This is a genomic window from Gemmatimonadaceae bacterium (genome assembly GCA_036496605.1).
GTDB lineage: Bacteria > Gemmatimonadota > Gemmatimonadetes > Gemmatimonadales > Gemmatimonadaceae > AG2.
Genome location: DASXKV010000050.1, coordinates 212,237 through 235,150 on the forward strand (window position 1 = coordinate 212,237; position 22,914 = coordinate 235,150).

Here is a 22,914-nt window from a genome sequence, read left to right on the forward strand (position 1 = left end):
GGGAAGCGAGGACCCTCGTTGAGGCATTCTTGGCGGGGCTATAAAGCGTGCGCTTTTTGCGCGAACTGTCACTTCACTTCAATTCTTTCCGTCGTAGAAACTGCGTAACGACCATACTTCCGTCCCCTGTCTTCAACGAGGCCTCATGCGCCGACTCGCTCTCGCGCTCCAACTCGCTGGAGTCGCTATCTGGGTCGTCGGGGCCATCGCGTGGATTTCCGGCGTCTGGGTCACGATGCCTCCCGACGTTGTCCGGGCTCTCGTGCTGAGTCTCGCGGTGTTGACCGGCGGCACCCTGGTCGTGTCGGGAGCCGTTCTTGCCCGCGCTAGTCATCGAGCCGATCGAGCACTCAAAGGCATTTCTGAGCAACGCGCAGGGGCGCTCGGTCAAGCCCCTATCGAGATGGCTCCTCGCTCCAGTCGCATCCCGGACGAAGACCGGGTCGCCAGATCATAATCTGAACGAGGACAGATAATCGTGAAGAAGACAGCGAATGCTCGATTCGCAATCAAGAGCTGGGATGAGAAGCCCTATAGCGAGGGCGAGGACCAGCCGAAGCTCACGCGGGCGAGCGTCGTCAAGACGTTCAGCGGCGACATCGAGGGCGAGGGACGTGTCGAATACCTCATGATGTACCGCGGCGACGGCACGGCGACCTTCGTCGGTCTCGAGCGGATCAGCGGACGAATCGATGGCAAGAGCGGCTCCTTCGTTCTCCACCGCGTCGGAGTATTCGAGGGCGGTCAAGCAAAGGAGTCGTATTCTGTCGTCCGTGACTCGGCCACCGGAGAGCTACGTGGTCTCGTGGGCGAGGGGCGCTCCACCGTTGGCCATGCGACCGACTATCCGTTCGCGCTGGATTATGAGCTGGCACCGTCACCGGGCTAGAGCCGTTGCCTAACGCGCCTGTACTCCGGGCGGCGCATTGCGCGCCACGCGGAGCACATGGTTCACTCGTCAGGCAGAATTACTGCACGTCGTAGAATAAGTAATCGGCCGTATACGGCACACGCGCTTCCTGGCCAATCGTCGTCCCATCTGTAGCGGGAGCAATGCCGCCGGCGGTGTTGAGCCGCTGGATGAACGTTACTTTCGCGAAAATGCCGTTCCCAGTCGGCACCGCGCTGAGCGAGAGCCACTGGATCGACGCCGGATCCACCGTGCAGCGGTTGAGCACCGTGCCGACGACCTTGCTGCCACTGTTGCTCTGCCAAGAGGGACCGGCGAAGTGTGTGGCGACCTGCCCGTGGCCTCCGGCGTCGGCGTAGATCGTTGCCGCCGGCGTGGGAGCGCCCCAGCTCGTTCCGTTCCAGTGATAGACTTGAAAGCCGATGCCGAAGGCGTGGAGCACGAGCGTGCTTCCCACTGGCGCGGCCAGTGCCGGGCAGGCAGTCAGGTCTGGCAGCCGATTCCCATCGCTCACATCGGCGAGCACGGCCACGCCCCGCGTCGCCGCGCCGGCTGGTGCGACAGGCGCCTCATTGGAGCATGCGCTCGCGAGCGCCGCCATCGCGACTACCAATGAGCTACTAAAACACCGCAATACGGTCCTAGTCATCAACATCCTCCTCGTGTGCGGCGCTCGCCGCGTCTGAATTCGGGATCTCTCTTGCACTCGATTGATGCGCGAGGAAGCTCGGTCATACGGCCGTCCACGTCTTGAACGAAACCGTCGGGAAGCTCTTGTACGATCCTGCGCCTAACGTTGAGGTGCTTGCCGCCTGGCTCCGCTTACTCTACGCCATATAGCAGGTAGAGCTGGAGGGCCGACTCGTCGGGAGCGGAATAGTTGCTGACATGGCGTGAAGAGTCGACCAGTCGGAACAGCCGCGATACGTTAGAGTGCGTAGTTGACTGACTCCCGAAACACGCGACCATCGATCGATCATGCCGACGTCGCTCCGACACGCGTTGAGATCTTTGAAGCGGACGCCGGTGTTCGCGATCGCGGCGATCCTCACGCTCGTCCTCGGCATCGGTTCGGTCGCGGCGACGTTCGCCATCGTATACAGCGTTCTGCTCGCGCCTCTCCCCTACGGACATCCGGATCGCCTGGTCAGCGTCGATCTCGATCCGCGGAGGGCCGAGTTGCGACGCATTCAACAGCCGCCGGCCGTCTACTTCACGTACAAGCGCTTCGCGCGGCGCATCGAGGACATCGGCTTCTATCGAACCGGGAACGCCAACATCTGGACCGGCGGCGGCGACGATGCACCCGAGCGCGTCACCGCGACCTGGGTCACCGCGTCCATGATTCCACTCCTCCAGGTGAGGCCGATTCTCGGACGCTCATTCACAACTGACGAGGAGCGGCTCAACGGGCCTAACGCGGCCATCCTCAGCGAGTCCGTGTGGCGAACGCGCTTGCACGCCGACCCCGACGTCATCGGCAAGACACTGATGGCCAACAGCGTCGCCCGTGTGATCGTCGGCGTCATGCCGCAGCAGTTTTCTTTTCCCACATCCGATACTCGAGTCTGGCTTCCAACGAGGCTCGATCCGAACAGCACCACGGTCGGCGATTTCAGCTACTTCGGCGTGGCGCGCCTAACGACCGGCGCGACTGCCGGCCAAGCGCAGCGTGAGCTCACTGCGCTCTTGCCGAAAGTCGCCGAGCTGTTCCCGCGTCTCGAGTCGGGCACGGCGACGACGGCCTGGCTCGATCAGGCGGGACCATTGCCCGTCGTGATCCCGTTGCGCGACGAGGTCACGAATGGAATCGCGCACACCCTGTGGATGCTGGCCGCGGCGGCGGGACTCGTCTTGCTCGTTGCGTGGGCGAATGTCACCAATCTGATGTTGATTCGCGCCGACGGGCGACAATTCGAGCTCGCGATACGCGAGGCGCTCGGCGCAAGCCGCCTGCGCATCCTGACGCACTTCCTCGGTGAATCGATCGTACTCACCACGACGGCGGGGGCCGTCGCGCTCCTCGCGGCGTGGGGAGCGGTTCGCGCGCTCGTGGCCTTCGGATCGGCCGACGTTCCACGTCTCACGGAGTTGGGAGTCGGCCTAACGAGTGTGGGATTCGTCGCACTCGTCTCGATCGTTGGAGCCGTCTTATATGCTACCGTGCCGACGCTTCATGTTTGCCGGGCGAACCTGACGATCAATCTTCGTGACGGCGGACGGAGCGATACGGCGGGAAAGTCACGTCAGCGCCTTCGCGCGACAATCGCCGCGCTACAGATCGCCGTGGCGCTCGTGGTGGTCGCGGGATCGGCGCTGCTGCTGCGAACGTTTCACCGGTTGTATCAGGAGCGCCCGGGCTTCGACGTCACGAACGTGATGACGATCTGGACGCAACTGCCATTCGCGCGCTACGGCGATTCGGCGTCCGTCACCTTCTACGACCGGTTGACGGAGTCCGTCCGCAATCTTCCGGCGGTTCGCGCCGCCGGCCTCACGACGCGCCTTCCTCTTGGCGCCGGTGAAATGCGTGAGCAGTCGTATCGTCTCGATGGCGACGGCCGACTCGTTTCTCTGCACGTCGACGTAGTAGACGACGGATACTTCACAGCGATGAGAATTCCGATACCGCGGGTCGCGGTTTTGAGCGACTTGGCGTTCAGCGCGACGGAGACGTCGTCGTCAGCCAGCACACCGCTGCGACCATCTGGAACGATCCCACCAGCCGCGTCGATGTGGGAAGACGGTTGTCGCTCGCGCCTCTGGGTCCGACATATACCGTCGTCGGCGTGGTCGGTGACGTGCGCGACCAGGATCTGGGCACGGCGCCCGCCGCCATGCTGTATACGCCGCAATCCGTGCCCATCGATCCGAGAGTCGAGCCCGGCGCTCGCCACGTCATGGCGCTCGTCGTGAAGACCTCCGCGTCGCCGGCGGCGACGGTGGCGGCCGTTAGGCGCATCGTCCGCGATCTCGACCCAACGGTCCCGATCTTCAATGTCGAGAGCATGAGTGACGTCGTCCGCCATCGGCCGCCCGTCTCTCGCTGACGCTCGCGCTCATGACCGCCGCCGCTGCGATCACGCTGGTGCTCGGCACCATTGGCTTGTACGGCGTCATGGCGTACATGGTCGCGCTGAGGACGCGCGAGTTCGGCATTCGCGTCGCGCTGGGCGCCGACCGTCGGCAACTCGCGCGCACGGTAGCGATGCGCGGTCTTCGATTGATCGCTGGCGGCGTACTCGCGGGTTTGATTCTCTACGCCATCGCTGCGCCCTTCCTGCGCGCGTTTCTCTACGGCGTCACGCCGAGCGATCCGCTAACGCTCATCGGGGCGATTCTCGCGCTCGTCGGCACGGCGTCGCTTGCGAGCTGGCTGCCTGCGAGGAGAGCCGCGCAGGTCGACCCAGCGGACGCGCTTCGCGCGGAGTAGTGGAAGCGCCGCTTGATCCGGCGATAGGCTGGCTCCGCGAGGCATCGTGCGCCCGCCCAATCGCGGTCGTCGTGTCGAGTGAAGCACCGGTCGTGTCGGGTGAAGCTCGGGTCGTGTCGAGTGAAGCCCCCGTCGTGTCGGGGGAAGCCGCGTTCGTGTCGTCTGAAGCCACGTTCGTGTCGTCTGAAGCCACGTTCGTGTCGTCCGGAGCCACGTTCGTGTTGGGGGAAGCCCCGTTCGTATGGCGAAATGCGGCCTTCGCCTGCCAAGTAATCAGCGTGACTGTCAGGTTTGCCTCGTTCGTGTGGCACATTGCCGCGTTGCACTCGCCTGGAGCACGCTTCGCCTTCAATTTTGCGCGCTTCGCCTCGGGAAGTGCTGCCTTCGCCGTCGGGTTTGTCGCGTGCGCCTCACGATTTGGCAGGTGATACTGCCCATCTGGCAACGGAGCGCGAGCTTTTGCCGCGTTCGCCTTCCAGGTTGGAACGTTCGCCTTCCAAGTTGGAACTTTCGCCTGTTTGCCGGAGGCGCGGCGCAGGCGCACGGCCGCGGCGCGGTCGAGCGGCTCCTCGATGAGATCCTACCAAAGCGAGCGATCGACCCCGGTGAACCAGGTGCCGCAACGAGAGAGCGCGTTCTTCTCCTTGAAGGGTCGCGGAGTGGTAGAAGGCGTTTCGTCCCTGTTCGGCTGCCTTCTCAATTGCAGTCCGATGGCGGTCATCGCAAGGTTGGGATCATATCCGCCGTTCAATCTGATTGTCCAATTGCGGTTGGATGGTCGCGGGCCTTGATCAGTCGACAGTGAGTACGCATCCTCGCATCTAGGCGGATTTCAACGGCCTCGGCCAGTGGACTGATGATGCCTCACGTGTCGGGGTGCCGCTCGACACGATAGGTAGCCTTCGTGACCTCTCCAATGCCGGCATCCGTTTGACGTCCGGTCTCCTGCTCTGTATCTGGGATCAGAGCGACGAGTCTGAAGACCTCGAGGCCGATGCGATCACTGAGTTCGTGCCCTCGCTGTATCGAAACCACCAAGTCCCTGCGTGGGTGGCGACTTATCCCAAAAGGTCGTTGCGCCATGTGCCGACCCGGCACATGGCTGATGATTCGCGTTTTCTCTGCCTTGACTGTCGGCGCGACCTCGCCCCGTTGAAGCTCCGAATTCTCGCCATAGTAGATGGCGCTACCACCTGTCCGTACTGCGGGACGTCTTGTGCCGCCGCGATCGCGCGTCCGTAGTCCAACGGGTACAGCTCAAGGATGGAGATCGGCGAGCCGGCCTGGGTTGCAACTGTCAGGCGCTCCCGGCATTGCGGTTGGGGGGCGGGATAGTACATGCTAATGCTGATTGGCTATCGCACATTGAGACGACCCCGTGCAACTGAGCTCTCAGAGTGTACTCACCCGGACCTGAGCTTCAGCGTTGCGCAGTAACCTGTTTACGGTGAATCGGCTATCGCGGAGAACCAATTATGCGACCTGGCAATCGATTTCAGTTTGGCCAAGACGTTACACGGGCCATCGCAGATGCTAAGCGTGAGTGGCAGACTGGCAATCGTCTCGGCTACCTAAGACGACACGAAGGTCACGAACTCGCGAACATTGTGCGCCGTGGGCCAGGGTCCACTTTGTGGGAGTGTCAAGTCGGCAACGCACATGCCGGCGACTCAAGCCCGGCCGGTCGCCGTCGACTAGTCGTTTGGGAGGACTCAGGTCAGCTCAAACGATTCTTCTTCACAGGCGATCACTATCAGGTTGGGTCTTGGTACGAGATAACCGACGGCTAACTCGTCGGTGAACTGAGCGAGATTGCTTACAACGATCGGGATCATCTCCAACGATGCCTCGTCATGCCTAACGTTACGACTCAGCCCCGGCTCACCTCCCTGGCGCCCCAGTTCCTGGTCAACGATCTTGCGCGCTCGATGAGCTACTACCGGAGCCTCGGCTTCACCTTCGGCGAGCCATGGGAAGGGTTCTACGCGATTGGACATCGGGATGGGTTGGAGCTCCATCTCAAGGAAGCACCGAAGAACCAGGCGGATCGCCAGTTCCGTCGCGAACATGAGCACCTCGATGCCGCGGCCGGCGTCGACGGGATCGAAGCGTTTTACGAGCAGTGCGTCGCGAATGGTGTGAGGATTCTCATTCCGCTGACGGCAACGGAGTGGGGGACGAAGGATTTCTACATCGAGGATCCGGACGGATACGTTATCTCGTTCGGCGGCCGTCCATCGGAGAACGAGGCTCGCCGGTGAATCACTCGGCGTTCTTGATGTACGCACGCGCATTGAGCATCTGGCTCGACCAGGATTCCCCGGTACCGTCAGTCACCGCGCAACGACTCGATCGGATCGACGTTACTCGCGCGCCGTGCAGGCATGTAGCTCGCCAGCGCGCCGACCGCGAGCATCGTCACCGACATCGCCGCGAACACGAGCGGATCTACCGCCTTGACCTCGAATAGCAGCACGCGCATCAGACGCGTCGTCGCAATCGCGACGCCAACGCCAACGGCGACACCCACTAGCACGACCTTGGCGCCCTGCGACACGATCTGTCGCTGCACGTCGCCCGACGTCGCGCCTAACGCCATGCGCACGCCGATCTCCCGCGTCCGCTCCGCGACGACGTAAGACAGTACGCCGTACAGCCCCACCGCGCCGAGGATCAGGGCAAGCGCGGACACGACACCTAACGTCAGCATCGTGAATGACAGTTGTACCATCGATCGCTGCGCGAGCGCCTCGACGGTAAACTCGCGGTAGACGGGCGCCTCGGGTGCGATCTGACGCACCATCTCGCGTACCTCGCGTTGCAGCGTTTCCGCTCGCGGCGATTTCACGACGTACGCCGGCGATGACAGCCCCCATGACGCCGGCGTCGGGCCGGTGAGCGGCAGGTACAGGAGCGCCTGACCCGCTTCGCGCCAGTCGTTCTGCTTCACGTCGTTCACCATGCCGACCACGGTGAACGCCGCGTTGGTCGTGTCGCCGACGCGCCGGATCGTGCGACCCACTGGATCCTCACCCGGCCAGAGCCGATCCGCGGCCGAACGACTGACGATGACGCTGTTGTTAGGCGTAACGGCTTCAGCGTTCGTGAACGCGCGGCCCTCGAGGAGCCTGATGCCCATCACGCGAAAATAGTCGCCGCCCGTGAAGTTCACGTTCAGCAGCGCGCCACCACCACTCGCGCTCATCCCGTCCGTGAGGAACCTGCCCCTATCGGTACCTTCGTCGAGCGGAATGTTGTTGATGATACCAACGCCAGTCACGCCGGGCAGCGCGCGCAGCCGATCCATGAACATGAGGTGAAGCCGTCCCCACGACGGCCCGTCTCTGAGCTGCGGCTGGTCGGGCGCGTACTGGAAGGTGTAGAGGTCCTTCGTGTCGTATCCCGGGTCGACGTGCCGCAGCTTGTTGAAGCTCTGCACCAGCAGCGCCGCGCCGATGAGCAGCACGAGCGCGAGCGCCGTCTGGCCGACGACAAGTACGTCGCGGCCCCAATTCCTCCGGCCGGTCGAGCCGCGGCCGCCTTCGCGCAGGCGAGTAAGGTCAGGCGACGACCCGCGGAATGCGGGGACCGCACCGCACGCGAGCGCGGCAAGAAGGACCAGCGCGAGCGCGGCCCCTATGGTGGGAAGATCGAGATGCACCGACGCAAGACGCGGAATGCCCCTTGGCGCGGCGCCGATGAAGAGCGGGAGTGTCACTCTGCTGAGCAGCACCGCCAGCACTCCGGCTGGTATCGCAATCAGAAACGCTTCCGTCATCTGGAGACGCACGAGATGCGTGCGCGACGCACCGATCGCACGGCGCACGGCCATGTCGCGACGCCGGCCTTCGGCGCGCACCAGGAATAAGTTGGCCACGTTGGCGCACGCGATCAGGAGCACGATCGAGACGCCAGCGAGGAGAACCCAGAGCGATGCCTTCGCGGTCGAACCCACGAGTTGATCGAGCAAAGGATCGACGAGGGCGCGGTACTGCGCGATGACACGCGCGTAGTTAGGCGAGCCGCCGTAACGGGCCGGGAGCTCTTTTGCCAGGTTCGTCAGCTCGCTGGCCAACTGTTCGCGCGTCACTCCCGGCTTCATGCGCGCGACGACCGGCGCGCCGAACTGCCCTGGCCGAAGCTGGTCGAGGCGGATCTCGGTCGCCACCCAGAGCATCGTGTCCTCGCTCGGGAAGTGGAACTCGGGTGGCATCACGCCGATGATCTGCTTCATGCCGTCGGACACGAAGTACGATTTTCCGATGACCGATGGGTCGCGACCGAACCAGCTCTCCCATAGCCGGTCGCTGATGACGACGACGCGATCGCCATCCTCGGCGACGGGCAGACGTCCGAGCTCCGGACGCGCGCCGAGAACGGCGTACATGTCGTCGGTTGGCCAGGCCATCGAAATGCGCTCGACGCGGTTATCGGTTCGCAAGGTCGACGTGCCGCCGCCGAACACGAAGAGACCGTCGAGCAGCTTGGAGCGTTCCTTATAGTGGAGGTAGAACTCGCCGCCGAGCCCGAACCGCCCCGGCAGATCCGTGCCCGGCGCCGTACCCGCGACGGTGACGAGTCGATCGGCGTTCTTGAAGGGCAGCGGTCTGAGGATGATCGTGTTGACGACGCCGAACATGCCGGCGACGGCGCCGATGGCGAGCGCGAGGGTGCCGATCGAGGTGATCAGGAAGCCAGGCGTCCGGAGCAGAGAGCGCCATGCGTAGCGGATATCCTTGATCCATTGCACGATCAGGTCCTCGTCGGGGGAAGTAGATGTTAGACAGTCGTGGCGATCCAAGCGTTGCGTGGCAGCCGGCCCCTCTCGAATATCATGCCATGATCAATCGCGTCATCGTAACGGCGCTGCTCTGCGCTGGACTCGTTGGCCACCACTCCGCGGATGCCCAGCGTACGCGGCAGACCGGAGACACGACACCGATCACGCACATCGTCATCGACGCACAACTCGCCCGCGATACGATCAACCGCCACATCTACGGGCAATTCGCCGAGCACCTGGGACACGGCGTCTACGACGGCGTATGGACGAAAGAAGGAACCGGCCAGTGGCACCTGCGTGACGACGTGATCGCGGCCCTGCGGCGGATCCAGGTGCCTAACGTGCGATGGCCCGGCGGCTGCTTCGCCGACTACTACCACTGGCGCGACGGCATCGGGCCGGTGGGGCGGCGGCCGCGGATGGTGAACTCGGTCTGGGGGAACGTCGTCGAGGACAACAGCTTCGGGACGGACGAGTACATGGAGCTCGTAAGGCGCATTGGCGCCGAGCCGTTTGTCGTGGGCAACGTGGGGACGGGCTCGCCGCGCGAGATGACCGAGTGGTGGGAATACCTGAATCACCCCGGCGGCAGCAGCGTCGCCGACGAGCGGAAAGCGAACGGTCATGTCGCGCCGTACAACGTGCGCCGCTTCGGCGTCGGCAACGAGAGTTGGGGATGCGGCGGAGCGATGCGCCCGGAATTCTATGCGGACAACTATCGGCGCTTCGCGGAGTTCCTGCGCCCATTCAATGACTCGACGCATCCGTTTCGCATCGCGACCGGACCGAACGTCGACGATTACAACTGGACGGACGTCGTGATGCGCGAGGCCGGCCGCATGATCGACGGGCTCGACCTGCACTACTACACAGTCGTCGGCCCCTGGGCGCACAAAGGCTCCGCGACCCAATTCGGTGAACGCGAGTGGTTCCTGGCAATGAAAGGAGCGCTCCGCATGGATGATCTCGTGACGCGTCACGCCGCGATCATGGACAAGTACGATCCGCGCAAGCGCGTCGCGCTCATCGTCGGCGAATGGGGCATGTGGCACGACGTGGAGCCGGGCACCAACCCCGGCTTTCTCTACCAGCAGAACACATTGCGCGACGCGCTCGTCGCTGCGATCTCGCTCGACGTGTTCAATCGTCACGCCGATCGCGTGCGCGGCGCGAACATCGCGCAGATGGTCAACGTGCTGCAGTCGATGATCCTTACGCGCGGCCCGCAGATGATTCTGACGCCCACGTACCACGTCTTCGAGATGTACACCGTGCATCACGACGCCGTGCTTCTGCCGCTCACGATCTCGGACGCGGGCAATTACGTCTTCGGCGCCGATTCGGTTCCGGCGGTGAGCGCGACCGCATCGCGCAGTCGCAGTGGCGTCGCGCACCTAACGATGACTAACGTCGATCCCAACCATGCGCGGACGGTCGTGGCCGAGCTTCGCGGGATCAGCGTGACTGGCGCCACCGGACGCATTCTCACGGCGCCGGCGATCAACAGCTATAACTCCTTCGAGCAGCCCTATGTCGTGCGACCCGTGCCGTTCACCGATGCGTTTGGCGTGGCGGATAGGAAACTCACGGTAGTGCTCCCGCCCAGGTCGGTCATAGTCCTGGAGCTGCGCTCCCGATGAGGCGAACTGGTGACCGACGTGCAACCGACGGCGGCCAGCCAGCCCAGTGAGCGAGTCCCCATCGCGCGAGCGCGATGGGGACTCGTTCAGTAGCTCACTCATCGAGAGCCATTTACGTCGTCGGGTCGTCCTGCGGATGCACGTACGTCAACTGGAACGGCCCGATCGCGTGCACCTGCACCTCCGTCATCCCACGTGCGCTCGCGAAATGCGCCGTGTTCGCCGGCGCGGTGATGAAGCTGTCTTCCTTGAGAGCAACGAGCGCGTTCTCTGAGAAGTCCTCGCCAATTCCGACGAGGAAGGTGCCGCGCAGCACTGTCACGTGCTCGTCGGTCGGATGGCGGTGAGGCGGAAGGATATACCCATTCGGAAAGCGAAGGCGCACGGTAAAGATCGCGCCCGCAACGCTCGGATCGCCCTGCACCACGGCGAACTGTGCACCGGGAGGAAAGATCGGCGGCGCCGGGCCCCAATTGAGCTGATCATCCTCGCCCATCCTGTGCTTCGATGCTCCGTCCGCCGCATCCAAGCGATTCGCAGCGGCCGATGCTGCTTGCGGGCCCTTTGCGGTGATCTTGCCGCTATCTCCATCCGAACATCCGGCGATTGTGAACGCGGCGATGAGTGCTGCGCCGACACACAAGCGTGGCAACGACATTGTCTACCTCCAGAAGGTGGTCCCAATCGAATGGAGGTCGCGGTGGTGCGTTCTCCATTCTCCGCGACACGCCCGAGGACGCACCGCTGTGGCACACGTTAGGAGGGCCCCATCGTCCGGTTATCGTCTGCGACTGCGTTTCAGAAGGCGACATGTCGAATCGCCTCGTCCTCCTCGGGTCGGTTTGCCTGACGAGCACCGCTCGGCAGGCATCGTTGCGACGCGCGTCGCAGTCGCGGCGACTCGCACTGCTCGCGCTCATCGCAAGCTCGCCCGGCGAGTCCATCAGCCGTGATCGGCTGCTTGGCCTTCTCTGGCCGGAGAGGCACGAGCGCACAGCCCGACACCTCCTGGCCGACTCGCTCTACGTCCTGCGACGCACGCTTGGCGATGGTGCGATCATTACGGCGGGCGAAACGCTGCGCATCTCGCCCAACGTCGTGTGGAGCGATGTCGTCGAATTCCGGAAAGCGTTGGCCGAGAAGAGATGGTCCGACGCGCTGCGACTCTACCGAGGCGACTTCCTCGACGGATTCTTCGTACGAAACGCCGTCGAGTTCGACCAATGGGCATTGGGGGAGCGAGGACGTCTCCGTGCACTCGCGACGCACGCCGCGTCGACATTGGCGCATGAGCTTCACGGCGCCGGGCAGATGTCCGACGCAGTGGCCGCGGCCGAACGAGCACTCGACCTTTCGCCTTGCGACGAATCGGTATTGGGTGTACTCGTTAGGCTACTCGTTGTCGTGAACAATCGGGCGCGGGTCGAGGCAGTCGCCAACGCCTTCCGTGAGCGACTCGCACTCGAGTTAGGCATCTCGCCGTCGCCGGAGACGATGCTCTTGCTGCGAAATGTTCGTGCGCCCCGGCACGCGGAGCCGATCGTGTTCATGACTTCGCGACAACCGCGGCGACCGGGCCGACGGAACATCGATTCCGTGACGGCGAACGTCATCGCGCAGGGTCGATATCACTGGCATCAGCGGACGCGAGTCTCGGTCGAGCGTGCGATCGCCTACTTCACGCGCGCCGTGGAGCGCGACACGAGGGCCGTCGACGCATGGTGCGGACTAGCCGATTCGTGGGTCGTGATGGGAGGCCGCGGTTATACGCCCGTGGACGTCGCGATCAAGCACGCCGCGCCGAGCGCCGCGCGTGCACTGGCTCTCGACGATACGCTTTCGGCGGTGCACACGTCGATTGGAGGGATGAATATCCTCCGCCGACGCTGGCGCGATGCGGAGGATGCGTTTCGCCGCGCCACCCTCATCGATCCGTTGAACGCGGAGGCGCGCCATTGGCTCTCGATGACGCGGCTCACCGGCTTTGGCGCTCGAGAGGAGGCGATTCGCGAGCAGATAATCGCGGCGAGTCTCAATCCAGTGTCGCCGATCCAGGTGGCGGTTCTCGCGTGGCAGCGTTATCTGCGTGGCGAGTACGATCTCTCGCGGTCGAGCATGGAACCGGCGGTCGACCTCAACGCCGATCTCGAGGAGGGACACGCGGGTCTCGCGCGGATCGCGGCACGTTTGGGCGATGAGGATACGGTGATGAAGACCATCACCGCTGGCCTCACGAGGCGCGGCGACCTTCGTGGTGATCTCCTCGCCGAGCAGGCCTCGGCGCTCGCCATCCTCGGCGACTCGCATCGGGCACGCCAACTACTCTGCGAGGCTGGAGAGCATGGCGCCATGCCGCTGAACCTTGGCCTGGCGTGGGCAAGCATCGGCGACGGACACCGCGCGCTCGAGTGGCTCGCACGCGATCAGTTTCTCGTTTATTGGACGCCGCAGGCTATCTGGTGGGATCCGCGGCTCGACCTGATCCGCGACGACGCGCGCTTCGGCGCTGTCATGGAGCGCGTCACCAGAGCGTGGTTGCCCGCGTGGGCGTGACCAGCGGCCTCGCGCTGGGTGATTGACGTCGCCACGGGTCATGACGTATCTCAGTCATGCTCCTCCTCATTCAATCCGTGCGAACGACCGCCCTGATCCTGGGTCTTGCGGCCCTCGCCGCGCGTCCCGCGCTGGCGCAGCAAGACGCACCAGCACCGACCCGCCTTCGCTTCGGCATCTCCTTCCCCACCGCGCGAAGCGCCGCGCCGCTCGACGGACGAATCATCCTCGTCATCTCGAACAACGACCGGCGCGAGCCGCGGTTCGAGAACAACGTCTACGAGGCCGACACGCAGCTCGCGTTCGGGATCGACGTCGACTCGTTGCGACCAGGACAGGAGGCGTACGTCGACGGCGCGACGTTCGGCTATCCGCTCAAGAGTATCGGCGACATCCCACCAGGCGAGTACTGGGTTCAGGCAGTGCTCAACAAGTACGAAACTTTCCACCGCGGCGACGGTCACGTCGTGAAGCTGCACATGGACCAGGGCGAGGGACAGCACTGGAACACGTCGGCGGGAAATCTCTACAACAAGCCGATCAAGGTGCGCGTCGACCCGACGAGCGACGGGACGATTCACCTTTCACTCGATCAGGAAATCCCGCCACTTCCGAAGCCTAACGATACGAAGTACGTGAAGTACGTGCGCATCCAGAGCCCGCTCCTTACCAGGTTCTGGGGACGGCCGATGTACCTCGGCGCCATCGTCCTCTTGCCGCAGGGCTTCGACGAGCACCCCAATGCCCGGTACCCGCTGATGATCAACCACGGACACTTCATGTCCGAGCTGCGCGGCTTTCGGGAGACGCCGTCGCCCAACGCACGCGGCGGGGATGCAGCATACGAGTTTTATAAACAGTGGACGTCGGCCGGTTTCCCGCGGATGCTGATGGTCGTGATCCAGCACGCGAATCCGTACTACGACGACTCGTACGCCGTGAATTCGGAGAACGTCGGCCCGTACGGCGACGCCATCAACCACGAGCTGCTTCCGTATCTCGAGAAGCGCTTCCGCGGCATCGGGCAGGGCTGGTCGCGCGGGACGTTCGGTGGCTCGACGGGTGGATGGGAGGCACTTGCGACGCAGATGTTCTACCCCGACGACTACAACGGTGCGTGGGCGGCCTGTCCCGACGCGATCGACTTCCGAATGTACGAAGTCATCAACATCTACGATGAAAAGAACGCGTTCTACAACAACGGCGACTGGAAGAAGACCCCGCACGCCGACGGTCGCGACTACTACGACCACCTATTGTCGGTCACCGAGGAGGACGTGCACTGGGAGCTCGTCCTCGGCACCCACGGCCGTTCGGGCGATCAATGGAATATCTGGCAAGCGGTGTACAGCCCCGTCGGTGCGGATGGCTATCCGAAGTACATCTGGGATCCGATGACGGGCGTGATGGATCATCAGGTCGCGGCGTACTGGCGCGATCATTATGACCTGCGAAACATCCTCGAGCGCGACTGGGCCACGTTAGGGCCGAAGCTCACGGGGAAGATTCACCTCTACGTCGGCACGATGGATACGTGGCATCTGAACAACGCTGTTTATCTCATGGAGGACTTTCTCAAGAAGGCCAAGAATCCGCCGGCGAACGCGGTGGTGGAGTACGGCGATCGCAAGCCGCACTGCTGGAGTGGGCACGATACCGCGTATTGGTTTCGGCAGCTCAATGAGCGGATTAGCAAGACGGCGCCAAAGGGTGCGGATCTAACGAGCTGGCGATACTGAGCAGGGGGTAGAGGGTAGAGGGCTGGAGGCGAATCGGTTCGCGGCGATGGCGCTCCGCTCCATGGTCATCGCATCGTGAGAGCGATCCGGCCCACGACATGGCCGCGCTCCTCGCGCTGGTGCGCCTTCGACGCCTGCTTCAGCGGATAGGACTTCTCGATTGGCACGACGAGACCTATCTCTTCGGCCACACGACCGAGCTTCGCCAGCTCGGTAGCATTGACCTCGGCGTCGTACGCGATGGATCGCACGCCGGCGCGCTTTCGTGGCGCGGGCTCGACGCCGTTCGGGTACGCTACGCGCCCGCCACGCTTCACCAACTTCACCGAGTCGTTGAGCACCTTGCTCCCGGCGAGCGCGAGAATGGCGTCGAGACCGTTAAACGCAGCCTCGGCGATCCGGTCGACCGCGTCACGTTTCCGCGCGTCGATCACCGTCTCGGCGCCGAGCTTCTCGAGGAGCGCCTTCGCCTTGGATCCTGACGCGATCGCGATGACGCGCGCGTGACGGTACGTCACCGCGAATTGAACCGCGAGCGTTCCCACTGCACCCGACGCGCCGAAGATCATTACCGTCTCACCGGCATGCAGGTCCAGATGATCGGTGATTCCCTGGAGTGCCGTGAGACCCGTCACCGCACCAGCGCCGGCCTCGACCATCGTTAGGCCTTTCGGCACCGATGCGACGTCGTCCATGTCCACGACGACGTACTCGGCGTAGAACCCACCTTTCTTGTTCCCGTACTGATACGCCCAGACCTCGTCACCGACGTCGAAGCGCCGCACGAGCCCGCCGCGCTCGGCGATGACCCCCGCGCCGTCCGTGCCGAGGATGAGTGGAAAGTGAACATCGCCCTCCGCCCACTCGCCGTCGCGGATCTTCGCGTCCCAGATGCCTACGCCCGCGGCGTGCAACGCGATCAATACCTCGCGCGGTCCGGGGCGCGGCACGGGGACGGTATGCCGCTTCAGCACCGATGGCGGACCGAACTTGTCGATTGCCATTGCTTCCATTTCCGCCGGAACTGTGGCGTGCTGTTGCTTCGATCTCGCGTGCCGACTCATGTCATCGCCATCCGTTATCGGTTCGAGGAACAGCAGTGCGTGTGCATTCGGCAGGCCAGTTTCCATTTCCGGCGGAAGGATCCTGCCGTCCTGGACCACAGTGGCCCGACCTCGGCGTGGCCGTGCAATGGTAGACCGCCTATTCCGCCCTGAGCGTAATGCCCGGATCCACGGCTCCAGCCTGTTTCGCCGGGATGTAGCTCGCGACGAAGGCGACCAGTAGCAACAACACCGTTGCGCACACGATGCTGATTGCGTCGCGCGGCGCGACACCAAATACGAGGTTGCGCATTGCGCCCGCGGCACCGACCGCGAACACGAGCCCGACCGCCGCGCCGGCAAGCGCCGACGACGTGCCCTGCCACGCGGCGAGCCGGGTGATCTCAGAAGCCGTTGCGCCGAGCGCGACGCGGACGCCGAACTCGCGGATGCGTTGAGTCACACCGTATGCGACCACACCATAGATCCCGACTGCCGCCAGCACTAACGCCAGCGCGCTGAATCCGATCATGAGGCGCATCACCAACCGGCGAGACGCGACCGACTCATCGACGATCCGACGCATCGTTTGTACGTCGTAGACGCTCTGCTCCGCGTCCACCGACCGAATCGCCTCGATCACGGGCCGGACCGGTACGACAGCTTCGGTCGCGCTGCGCACGGCGAGGACCATGCGGTCCTGCGTCCACTGTCGATAGCTCCAGTAGACCTGGGGCAACGGATCGACGTCGAGGCCGACGGCGCGCACGTGCCTAACGACCCCGACGATGCTGAACCAGCGACGGCCGGCCCACGGTGGTTCGCGGAAGCGCCTCCCGATCGCGCTCTCGCCCGGCCACATCTCGCGCGCCAGTCGTTCGTCCACGATCGCCACGAGAGGCGCGTCGGCGTCGTCGTGCTCCGTGAATCCGCGGCCGGCGACGAGCGCGATGCCCATCGTCTCGAAATAATCCGGGCTCACCGTCCTCGAATCGACGTTCGTGAGCTCGTCCGGCCTGGCGGTCGGATGATCGATGTGCACCGGATTCGTCTGCCCGCCGGAGAGCGGAATGCGATTCACGAGGCCGACACTCGCGACGCCGGGTATGGCATGCACTGCGTCGACGAGGCGCGCGTAGTAGTCGGCGACGTCACGGTCGGACGGATGCTCGTTGCGCGACACCTCGAACTTCAGTGTCGTTATGCGCGCCGGCCTGAACCCGGGGTCCACATGCGTGAGATTGATCGCGCTCCGGATCAACATGGTGGCGCCGACCAGCAGCGGAATGGCGAAAGCGATCTGTGCGCCAACGACGACGCGTCGCGCGATCGACCGCCCTCGACCTGCAGTCGAACCGCGGCCGCCGTCCTTCGTCATCGTCGCGAAGTCGGAGCTCCACGCCTGCACCGCCGGCGCCGCGCTCGCCGCCAACCCCGTCAACACCAGCAGCCCGAGCGAAACAACCAGGACCGGCCCGCTCACAGCGACGTTCTCGATGCGCGGCACGCCCGCCGGAACACCCATGACGAACAGGCGCACCGCCCACTGAGCGACGGCAACGCCGAGCACTGCACCTAACGCCAATATCGGTACGGCTTCGGCGATTGCCTGCGCGATCACCCGCGGGCGCGTCGCGCCGAGCGCGAGGCGCACGGCAAGCTCGCCGCGCCGCGCGCTGGCGCGCGCCCCGAACAAGCTCGAGAGATTGAGGCAAGCAATCGCGAGCAGAAATGAGACCGCCGCCAGCAACAGTGTCAGGAATGGGCGTACTTCGCGTGTGGCATCGTCGAGCATCGAGTCGACGATCATCCCCGCACCGACGTTCACTCCATATGTAGCTGCTAATCGTTTGGCGAGAGACGTCGCCGCTTGACGCGCCTCGGGCAGCGTCGCGCCGGGCGCGAGGCGAGCAACCACTTTATAGTTCTCTGTTTCCGTGCGCGTGAGCTCGGCCGGCCGAATGACGAGCGGCACCCACGCCTGGTGGTCGCTCGACGGATAGCGGAAGTCTGGTCCCATGACCCCGACGACCGTGTACAGCGATCCGTTGAGACGAATCTGACGCCCGACGATGGTCGGGCCGGCATCGAATTGCGCTCGCCACAACGCGTCGCCCAGGACGACGACGTGCTCACGCCCCGCCTGATCCTCGTCCGCGGTGAAGGTGCGGCCGAGCGCCGCCGAGACTCCGAGCAGGGAGAAGAGATTCGGCGCGACCCGCGCGCCTTCGAGTCGCTGCGGCTCGCAGCCGCCCGGAGCGCAATCGCCGACCAGGTTGAGATTCACATTCGCGAACAACGATACGTCGTCGAAGACGTCACGGAGGTCACGGAGCGCGATTGCATCGGCCGCGGCGGGGTAATTGCGCGCAGAGTGTCGTTCCAGCCAGATGGTCACGAGGCGATTCGGCTCACGAAACGGCAGCGGTTGCAGCATGACGCCGTACACGACGCTGAAGATGGCCGTCGCCGCGCCGATCCCAAGCGCTACGAGCGCTACACCGGTGAGACCGAACGCGGGCGACTTCCGAAGCAGACGCGCGCCGAAGCGCACGTCGCGCACCCACTCGCGCATCGCCGCGCCAGGGCGCTCATCGCGTGACGTTTCCTGCACGGCGTCGACGCTTCCGAACGTGAGCCGCGCTGCGCGGCGGGCCGCGTCCGGCGACATGCCACGCGCGATATTCGCCTGTATCTCGCGCTCGAGATGAAAGCGCATCTCCTCGGCCAGATCCGCGTCGACGCGTCCGCTCCTGGCGATGGCACGAAATACCGTTGCGATTTGGTGGATGAGTCTCACGTCTCCCTCTCCAACAGACTACGCGGTGCGCATCACGAGCGAGATCGCGGCCGAGAGTCGCTCCCAGTCGGCACGTTCCTGCTCGAGGCGCCGCCGGCCGGCGCTCGTTAGGCGATAGAATCGAGCGCGACGGCTGGTCTCGGACACGCCCCAATCGGCCGTGATCCAGCCCTGGCGCTCGAGTCGCTGGAGCGCGGGATAGAGCGAGCCCTGGTTCACCTGCAGGACATCCTTTGAGAGCAGTTGAATCCGCTGCGCGATCGCCCAGCCGTGGAGCTTCTCGGTGGCGATGGTGCGGAGGATCAGGAGGTCGAGGGTGCCCTGAACCAGGTCAGTGGGCTTGGTCACGTTGGCCTTGGTTATCTACAAGAGACAGTATGGCGTCGCTGTTGTAGATAAACAAGGGAAGGCGACCTGAAGTAGTCAACGCACGCACTGACCTACATCTTGCTTCCAGTGTACATGATGTGCGCCTTCGGCGTGCCCGGGAACATGATCCACGGTCCCGTCGCAGTCGGCCTGGCGGAGAGGCCGGTCGTTGTTGGCGTTGCGAACGGGATGTACGTGACGAAGAGCGACGTGCCGCCGCTCGCCTTTGCGGCGACGGAATCGAAGGTGCCGCCGAAGATCTGATACAGCATCGAGGGCTGCGTCGGCATCTTGAGCTTGCCCGCCTTGACCTCCGCGAAGCGCACCGTGTCGACCTGGCCGCCACTCACGCCAGTCGCTCGTAAGGCGCGTCCGCGCGCCATGAATGGCTCCATGGCTTTGTGATAGCACGCCGCATGAAATGCCGGCGCCATCGGATCAGGCAGGAGACAGATCATGTCGTTCGTGCCTGAGCGGAGCGTCACGAGCGGCTTGCCGGCCGCCGTGTAGCCGAGGACGATGGCGCCGGCGCGCATCTCCTCCGGAAGCGGCGTCACCGCCGCGGCGATCTGATAAGCAGCCGAATGCAGCGCTGCTCGGCCGGCTGGTTCCTGCGCGCCGACGCTAGAGGACTTTGCAAGAAAGAGCGCGCATACCGCGGCGCGCGACCAATGAATAATGATCGATGTACGAGACATGAACTGTTCTCCGGAGTAACGTGCGGCGGCAGCATCAGAGTACGAAGAAGCAACCCCTCGCACAACCTGAGCTGATCATGACCTTCGATTCATCGAGCGCGTTCCCCTACGCGACGCACCTCGACGTGCTCTTCCCTGCCCTCGAAAAGGTCGCACTCGATCCTCTCGTCGCCAGCGTCCGCGACAGCTGGTACAACCAGACGCTCGTTCGCGTCAACGACTCAGTCGTTAGGCTCGGTGTGATGCAAGGCGAGTATCACTGGCATCGCCACGACAATGACGACGAATTCTTCTACGTGATCGAGGGACGCTTTCTCATCGACCTCGAGCCCGCGACTGACGGCGGCACCCCGGGACGAGTCGTCGAGCTCGAGCCGCGCCAGGGATTCGTCGTGCCGAGAGGCGTCATGCATCGCACGCGCGCGCCGGAACGGTCGGTCATTCTCATGATCGAGACGGCGAACATCGTTCCGACGGGGAATTGAGTCGTCCAGACGCGACGCCCTAGCTCGTCTGCGGTTGGAGCGCCACATTGGTGCGTCCCCTTCGAGCTCTCGACTGCGATGACACGTTCACGCGCGCTCTCCCTCGCGGCGGCCTTCCTTTCCCTATCTCTCACCGCCGCCTCGCCGATGCCTGGCGGGCGAGCGAGGCACGTCACGGGCGCTCCCATCCGAATCCTCGTCTACCACGATATGGAAGGACTCGCCGGTCAGGACGACTGGCGCACCTTCCTCTTCAGTCACCCGGAAAAGTATCCCGAGGGACAGAAGATGCTCGCGGCGGATCTCAACGCAGTGATCGATGGCCTGTTCACCGGCGGCGCGACGCAGGTCGACGTCGTCGACGCGCATGGAAGCGGGAATCCCGAGCCCGATGTCCGCCGCGATCTCCTCGACCCGCGGGCAAAGCAGGTCTTCCGCGACAAGGCATTCGACCCGTACGTCGACCTCACCGCGCCTAACGTATATGACGCGGTCGTCGCCGTCGCGATGCACGCCAAGACCGGGAGCCACGGCTTCGCGTCGCACACGATCACGCTGGGCATGGACATGCAGATCAATGGAAAGTCCATCACCGAGAGCGAGATCGTCGGCTACTCGTGGGGGCGCGTCGGCGTGCCGATCATCTTCGTGTCGGGCGATGATCATCTCCAGAAGGATCTCGAGGTGATGCCATGGATCGAGTATGTCGTCACGAAGAAGGCAACGAGCGCGTCGACGGCTGAACTGCGTCCGGTCGACGAGGTGCACGCCGAGATGCGCGAGAAGGCCGCGCGTTCGGTGCGGAACATCGGAAAGGCAAAGATCATGACGCTTGCAACGCCGATGCAGGCAGCACTTCATGCCGCCCCACCGGCGAGCCTCGCGTCGTTCAATGGTGTTCCCGGGATCAACTACGCGAACCAGACGGTGACGTTCACCGCGGGGGATTTCGGCGCAGCCTACGCGGGCGTGATCGCCCTCGTCGGCGCGGCGACGGCGGGCTATTCGCAGGTACTGAACGAGACGGTGCGGAAGCTGCCAGACGGGAAGAAGATCCTGGCGGAGAACAGCGATTCGCTGTTCATGCGATGGATGGATAGCGAGTCGGGCCGTTGGACGCCGCCCCCGCCGTCACCGCGCACGAACAAGACGTACTTCGGCGATCGATAAACCGGCATGTCCTCCTGAGCGCAGCGAAGGATGACAAACACCCAAGGAGGCTCCTGTGGACGACCGCTCACTCTTCACCGATTTCTGGACGAAGGAGTCAGAGACCACTCGTAAGGTGCTCTCGCGGATCCCCGAAGACTCCGACTACCGTCCCGATCCCAAATCACGGACCGCACAGGAGATCGCGTGGCAGATCGTATGCGAAGAGAAGATGCTCATCGAGGCGCTGGAGAGCGGGAAGGCAGACTGGGCGCCCGCGCCGATGCCTTCACAAATGAAGGAGATCGTCGACACCTACGAGAAGCAGTGTGCCGACATGCCGCGCCGCTGGGCGGATCTGCCCGCCGAGCGATGGGAAGGCGCGCTCGAGTTCTTCGGCAGCGTGCGTCCGGCGTCGCCGATGGCGTGGGGTTTTCTCTTCGACATCATCCATCATCGCGGACAGATCACGACGTATCTGCGGCCGATGGGATCGAAGGTACCGCAAATCTACGGACCGAGCGCCGACGAGCCGATGTAGCGTCCGGCTCTTCCAGTCCGTCTTCGCCAACGTGGTGATCGTTATGCGCCGTCACCTACTGGTCACTCGATCGTCAACTGAGTTGACCCGCCAACTCACCCATGCGCATCTCCGAAACCACATCGCGACTCGTCGTCAGGGACACACCGCACGGCATGTGGTCCCTCGGAATCGTATTCGTCGCGACGGGCGCGTTCGTGCTGTCGGCGCCGCTTTGGTCGGGCGACTGGCGCGCGTTCGGCTTATGGGATCGTCTCGTTCTGATCGCAATCGGGCTTGTGCATCTCGGCGGCGGCCTCGTGTCAACGTTGCGTCCCCGCGCGACGGCGACCGATCTCGATCAGGCGACGGGCACGCTAATTCAAAAGGTTCGTCGTTTCTGGCCGCTGACTGAAAACATGGCGCGCTTCCCGCTCGGCGAGGCTCGTGCCGTGGAGATCGTGCGCTCGTCGGACAGCGACAACGATCCGATGTTCCAGCTCAGGCTGTGTCTCGCAGAGAGCCGAGCGCTCTGGCTGCAGGCCCAGCCGGTGTACGGCGAGGCGCTCGCGCGGCACGAGGCGGCGCGCTTGAGGCGGTTTCTCCGGTTGGCAGCGCTCGACATGGACCTCGGTAGTCGTTAGGCCAGCAAGCTGTCTCGAATGAGGCGTGGCGCATGGCTATTGTCGGGCGCTGTGATGGCGTGCACGCAGTCGAACTCCAATCGGCGCGACACGGCTGTCGCCGATACTGTTCATGGCGCACCTCCGGCTGCGCCGAGTGTATCGCCGG

20 protein-coding genes are annotated in these 22,914 nt (G+C 64.1%); 13 read left to right on the plus strand and 7 right to left on the minus strand.

The window, feature by feature from the left end:
* The first annotated feature begins 478 nt into the window (after positions 1–478).
* Positions 479–889: a DUF3224 domain-containing protein gene (locus VGH98_19555; protein HEY2378182.1), complete on the plus strand. Its 411-nt coding sequence runs from the start codon at positions 479–481 to the stop codon at positions 887–889.
* Positions 890–968: 79 nt separating this feature from the next.
* Here the strand turns inward: VGH98_19555 and VGH98_19560 are convergent, their stop codons facing one another.
* A complete protein-coding gene (locus tag VGH98_19560) occupies positions 969–1,559 on the minus strand; it encodes a DUF3455 domain-containing protein (GenBank protein ID HEY2378183.1) in 591 nt (196 codons plus the stop codon).
* Positions 1,560–1,888: 329 nt separating this feature from the next.
* Here VGH98_19560 and VGH98_19565 point away from each other — a divergent pair, with 329 nt between their 5' ends.
* The 5 genes from VGH98_19565 (at position 1,889) to VGH98_19585 (ending at position 6,604) form a co-directional block, all read left to right on the plus strand.
* Positions 1,889–3,826: an ABC transporter permease gene (locus tag VGH98_19565; GenBank protein ID HEY2378184.1), complete on the plus strand. Its 1,938-nt coding sequence runs from the start codon at positions 1,889–1,891 to the stop codon at positions 3,824–3,826.
* Positions 3,823–3,960 carry a hypothetical protein gene (locus tag VGH98_19570; protein ID HEY2378185.1) on the plus strand — a complete coding sequence of 46 codons (138 nt, stop codon included), beginning with the start codon at positions 3,823–3,825 and terminating at the stop codon, positions 3,958–3,960. Before VGH98_19565 ends, VGH98_19570 begins: the two co-directional genes overlap by 4 nt.
* An 11-nt stretch (positions 3,961–3,971) precedes the next feature.
* Positions 3,972–4,343, plus strand: a complete 372-nt coding sequence (locus tag VGH98_19575) for an FtsX-like permease family protein (GenBank protein HEY2378186.1) — start codon at positions 3,972–3,974, stop codon at positions 4,341–4,343.
* Positions 4,343–4,771 carry a hypothetical protein gene (locus VGH98_19580; GenBank protein HEY2378187.1) on the plus strand — a complete coding sequence of 143 codons (429 nt, stop codon included), beginning with the start codon at positions 4,343–4,345 and terminating at the stop codon, positions 4,769–4,771. The genes VGH98_19575 and VGH98_19580 overlap by 1 nt, the downstream gene beginning before the upstream one ends.
* A gap of 1,425 nt (positions 4,772–6,196) precedes the next feature.
* Complete coding sequence (locus VGH98_19585) at positions 6,197–6,604, plus strand: VOC family protein (protein ID HEY2378188.1); 408 nt, start codon at positions 6,197–6,199, stop codon at positions 6,602–6,604.
* 68 nt (positions 6,605–6,672) lie between these two features.
* Here VGH98_19585 and VGH98_19590 read toward each other — a convergent pair whose 3' ends face one another.
* Complete coding sequence (locus tag VGH98_19590; GenBank protein HEY2378189.1) at positions 6,673–9,093, minus strand: ABC transporter permease; 2,421 nt, start codon at positions 9,091–9,093, stop codon at positions 6,673–6,675.
* 89 nt (positions 9,094–9,182) lie between these two features.
* Here VGH98_19590 and VGH98_19595 point away from each other — a divergent pair, with 89 nt between their 5' ends.
* Positions 9,183–10,766: an alpha-L-arabinofuranosidase C-terminal domain-containing protein gene (locus tag VGH98_19595; GenBank protein HEY2378190.1), complete on the plus strand. Its 1,584-nt coding sequence runs from the start codon at positions 9,183–9,185 to the stop codon at positions 10,764–10,766.
* A 112-nt stretch (positions 10,767–10,878) separates the two neighbouring features.
* Here VGH98_19595 and VGH98_19600 read toward each other — a convergent pair whose 3' ends face one another.
* Complete coding sequence (locus VGH98_19600; protein HEY2378191.1) at positions 10,879–11,424, minus strand: cupin domain-containing protein; 546 nt, start codon at positions 11,422–11,424, stop codon at positions 10,879–10,881.
* Between the two features lie 152 nt (positions 11,425–11,576).
* On the opposite strand from VGH98_19600, the gene VGH98_19605 reads away from it, so the two are divergent.
* Both VGH98_19605 and VGH98_19610 read left to right on the plus strand, forming a co-directional pair.
* Positions 11,577–13,319 carry a BTAD domain-containing putative transcriptional regulator gene (locus VGH98_19605; GenBank protein ID HEY2378192.1) on the plus strand — a complete coding sequence of 581 codons (1,743 nt, stop codon included), beginning with the start codon at positions 11,577–11,579 and terminating at the stop codon, positions 13,317–13,319.
* Between the two features lie 56 nt (positions 13,320–13,375).
* Positions 13,376–15,058 (plus strand): alpha/beta hydrolase-fold protein, encoded by a 1,683-nt coding sequence (locus VGH98_19610; GenBank protein ID HEY2378193.1) that lies wholly within the window; start codon positions 13,376–13,378, stop codon positions 15,056–15,058.
* Positions 15,059–15,123: 65 nt separating this feature from the next.
* Here the strand turns inward: VGH98_19610 and VGH98_19615 are convergent, their stop codons facing one another.
* The 4 genes from VGH98_19615 to VGH98_19630 form a co-directional block, all read right to left on the minus strand.
* Complete coding sequence (locus VGH98_19615) at positions 15,124–16,188, minus strand: NADP-dependent oxidoreductase (protein ID HEY2378194.1); 1,065 nt, start codon at positions 16,186–16,188, stop codon at positions 15,124–15,126.
* 73 nt (positions 16,189–16,261) lie between these two features.
* Entirely contained in the window at positions 16,262–18,901 is a 2,640-nt protein-coding gene (locus VGH98_19620) for an ABC transporter permease (GenBank protein ID HEY2378195.1), read from the minus strand.
* An 18-nt stretch (positions 18,902–18,919) separates the two neighbouring features.
* Complete coding sequence (locus VGH98_19625) at positions 18,920–19,249, minus strand: PadR family transcriptional regulator (GenBank protein HEY2378196.1); 330 nt, start codon at positions 19,247–19,249, stop codon at positions 18,920–18,922.
* 92 nt (positions 19,250–19,341) lie between these two features.
* A complete protein-coding gene (locus VGH98_19630; GenBank protein HEY2378197.1) occupies positions 19,342–19,968 on the minus strand; it encodes a hypothetical protein in 627 nt (208 codons plus the stop codon).
* A 77-nt stretch (positions 19,969–20,045) separates the two neighbouring features.
* On the opposite strand from VGH98_19630, the gene VGH98_19635 reads away from it, so the two are divergent.
* The 4 genes from VGH98_19635 to VGH98_19650 all read left to right on the plus strand — a co-directional run bounded on the left by VGH98_19635 (position 20,046) and on the right by VGH98_19650 (position 22,766).
* Positions 20,046–20,453, plus strand: coding sequence for a cupin domain-containing protein (locus VGH98_19635; GenBank protein HEY2378198.1), 408 nt, complete (start codon positions 20,046–20,048; stop codon positions 20,451–20,453).
* Between the two features lie 78 nt (positions 20,454–20,531).
* On the plus strand, positions 20,532–21,623 hold the full coding sequence (locus tag VGH98_19640) for a M55 family metallopeptidase (protein HEY2378199.1): 1,092 nt from the start codon (positions 20,532–20,534) through the stop codon (positions 21,621–21,623).
* A 55-nt stretch (positions 21,624–21,678) separates the two neighbouring features.
* Positions 21,679–22,143 (plus strand): DinB family protein, encoded by a 465-nt coding sequence (locus tag VGH98_19645; GenBank protein ID HEY2378200.1) that lies wholly within the window; start codon positions 21,679–21,681, stop codon positions 22,141–22,143.
* A gap of 101 nt (positions 22,144–22,244) precedes the next feature.
* A complete protein-coding gene (locus tag VGH98_19650) occupies positions 22,245–22,766 on the plus strand; it encodes a hypothetical protein (protein HEY2378201.1) in 522 nt (173 codons plus the stop codon).
* The last annotated feature ends 148 nt before the right edge of the window (positions 22,767–22,914 follow it).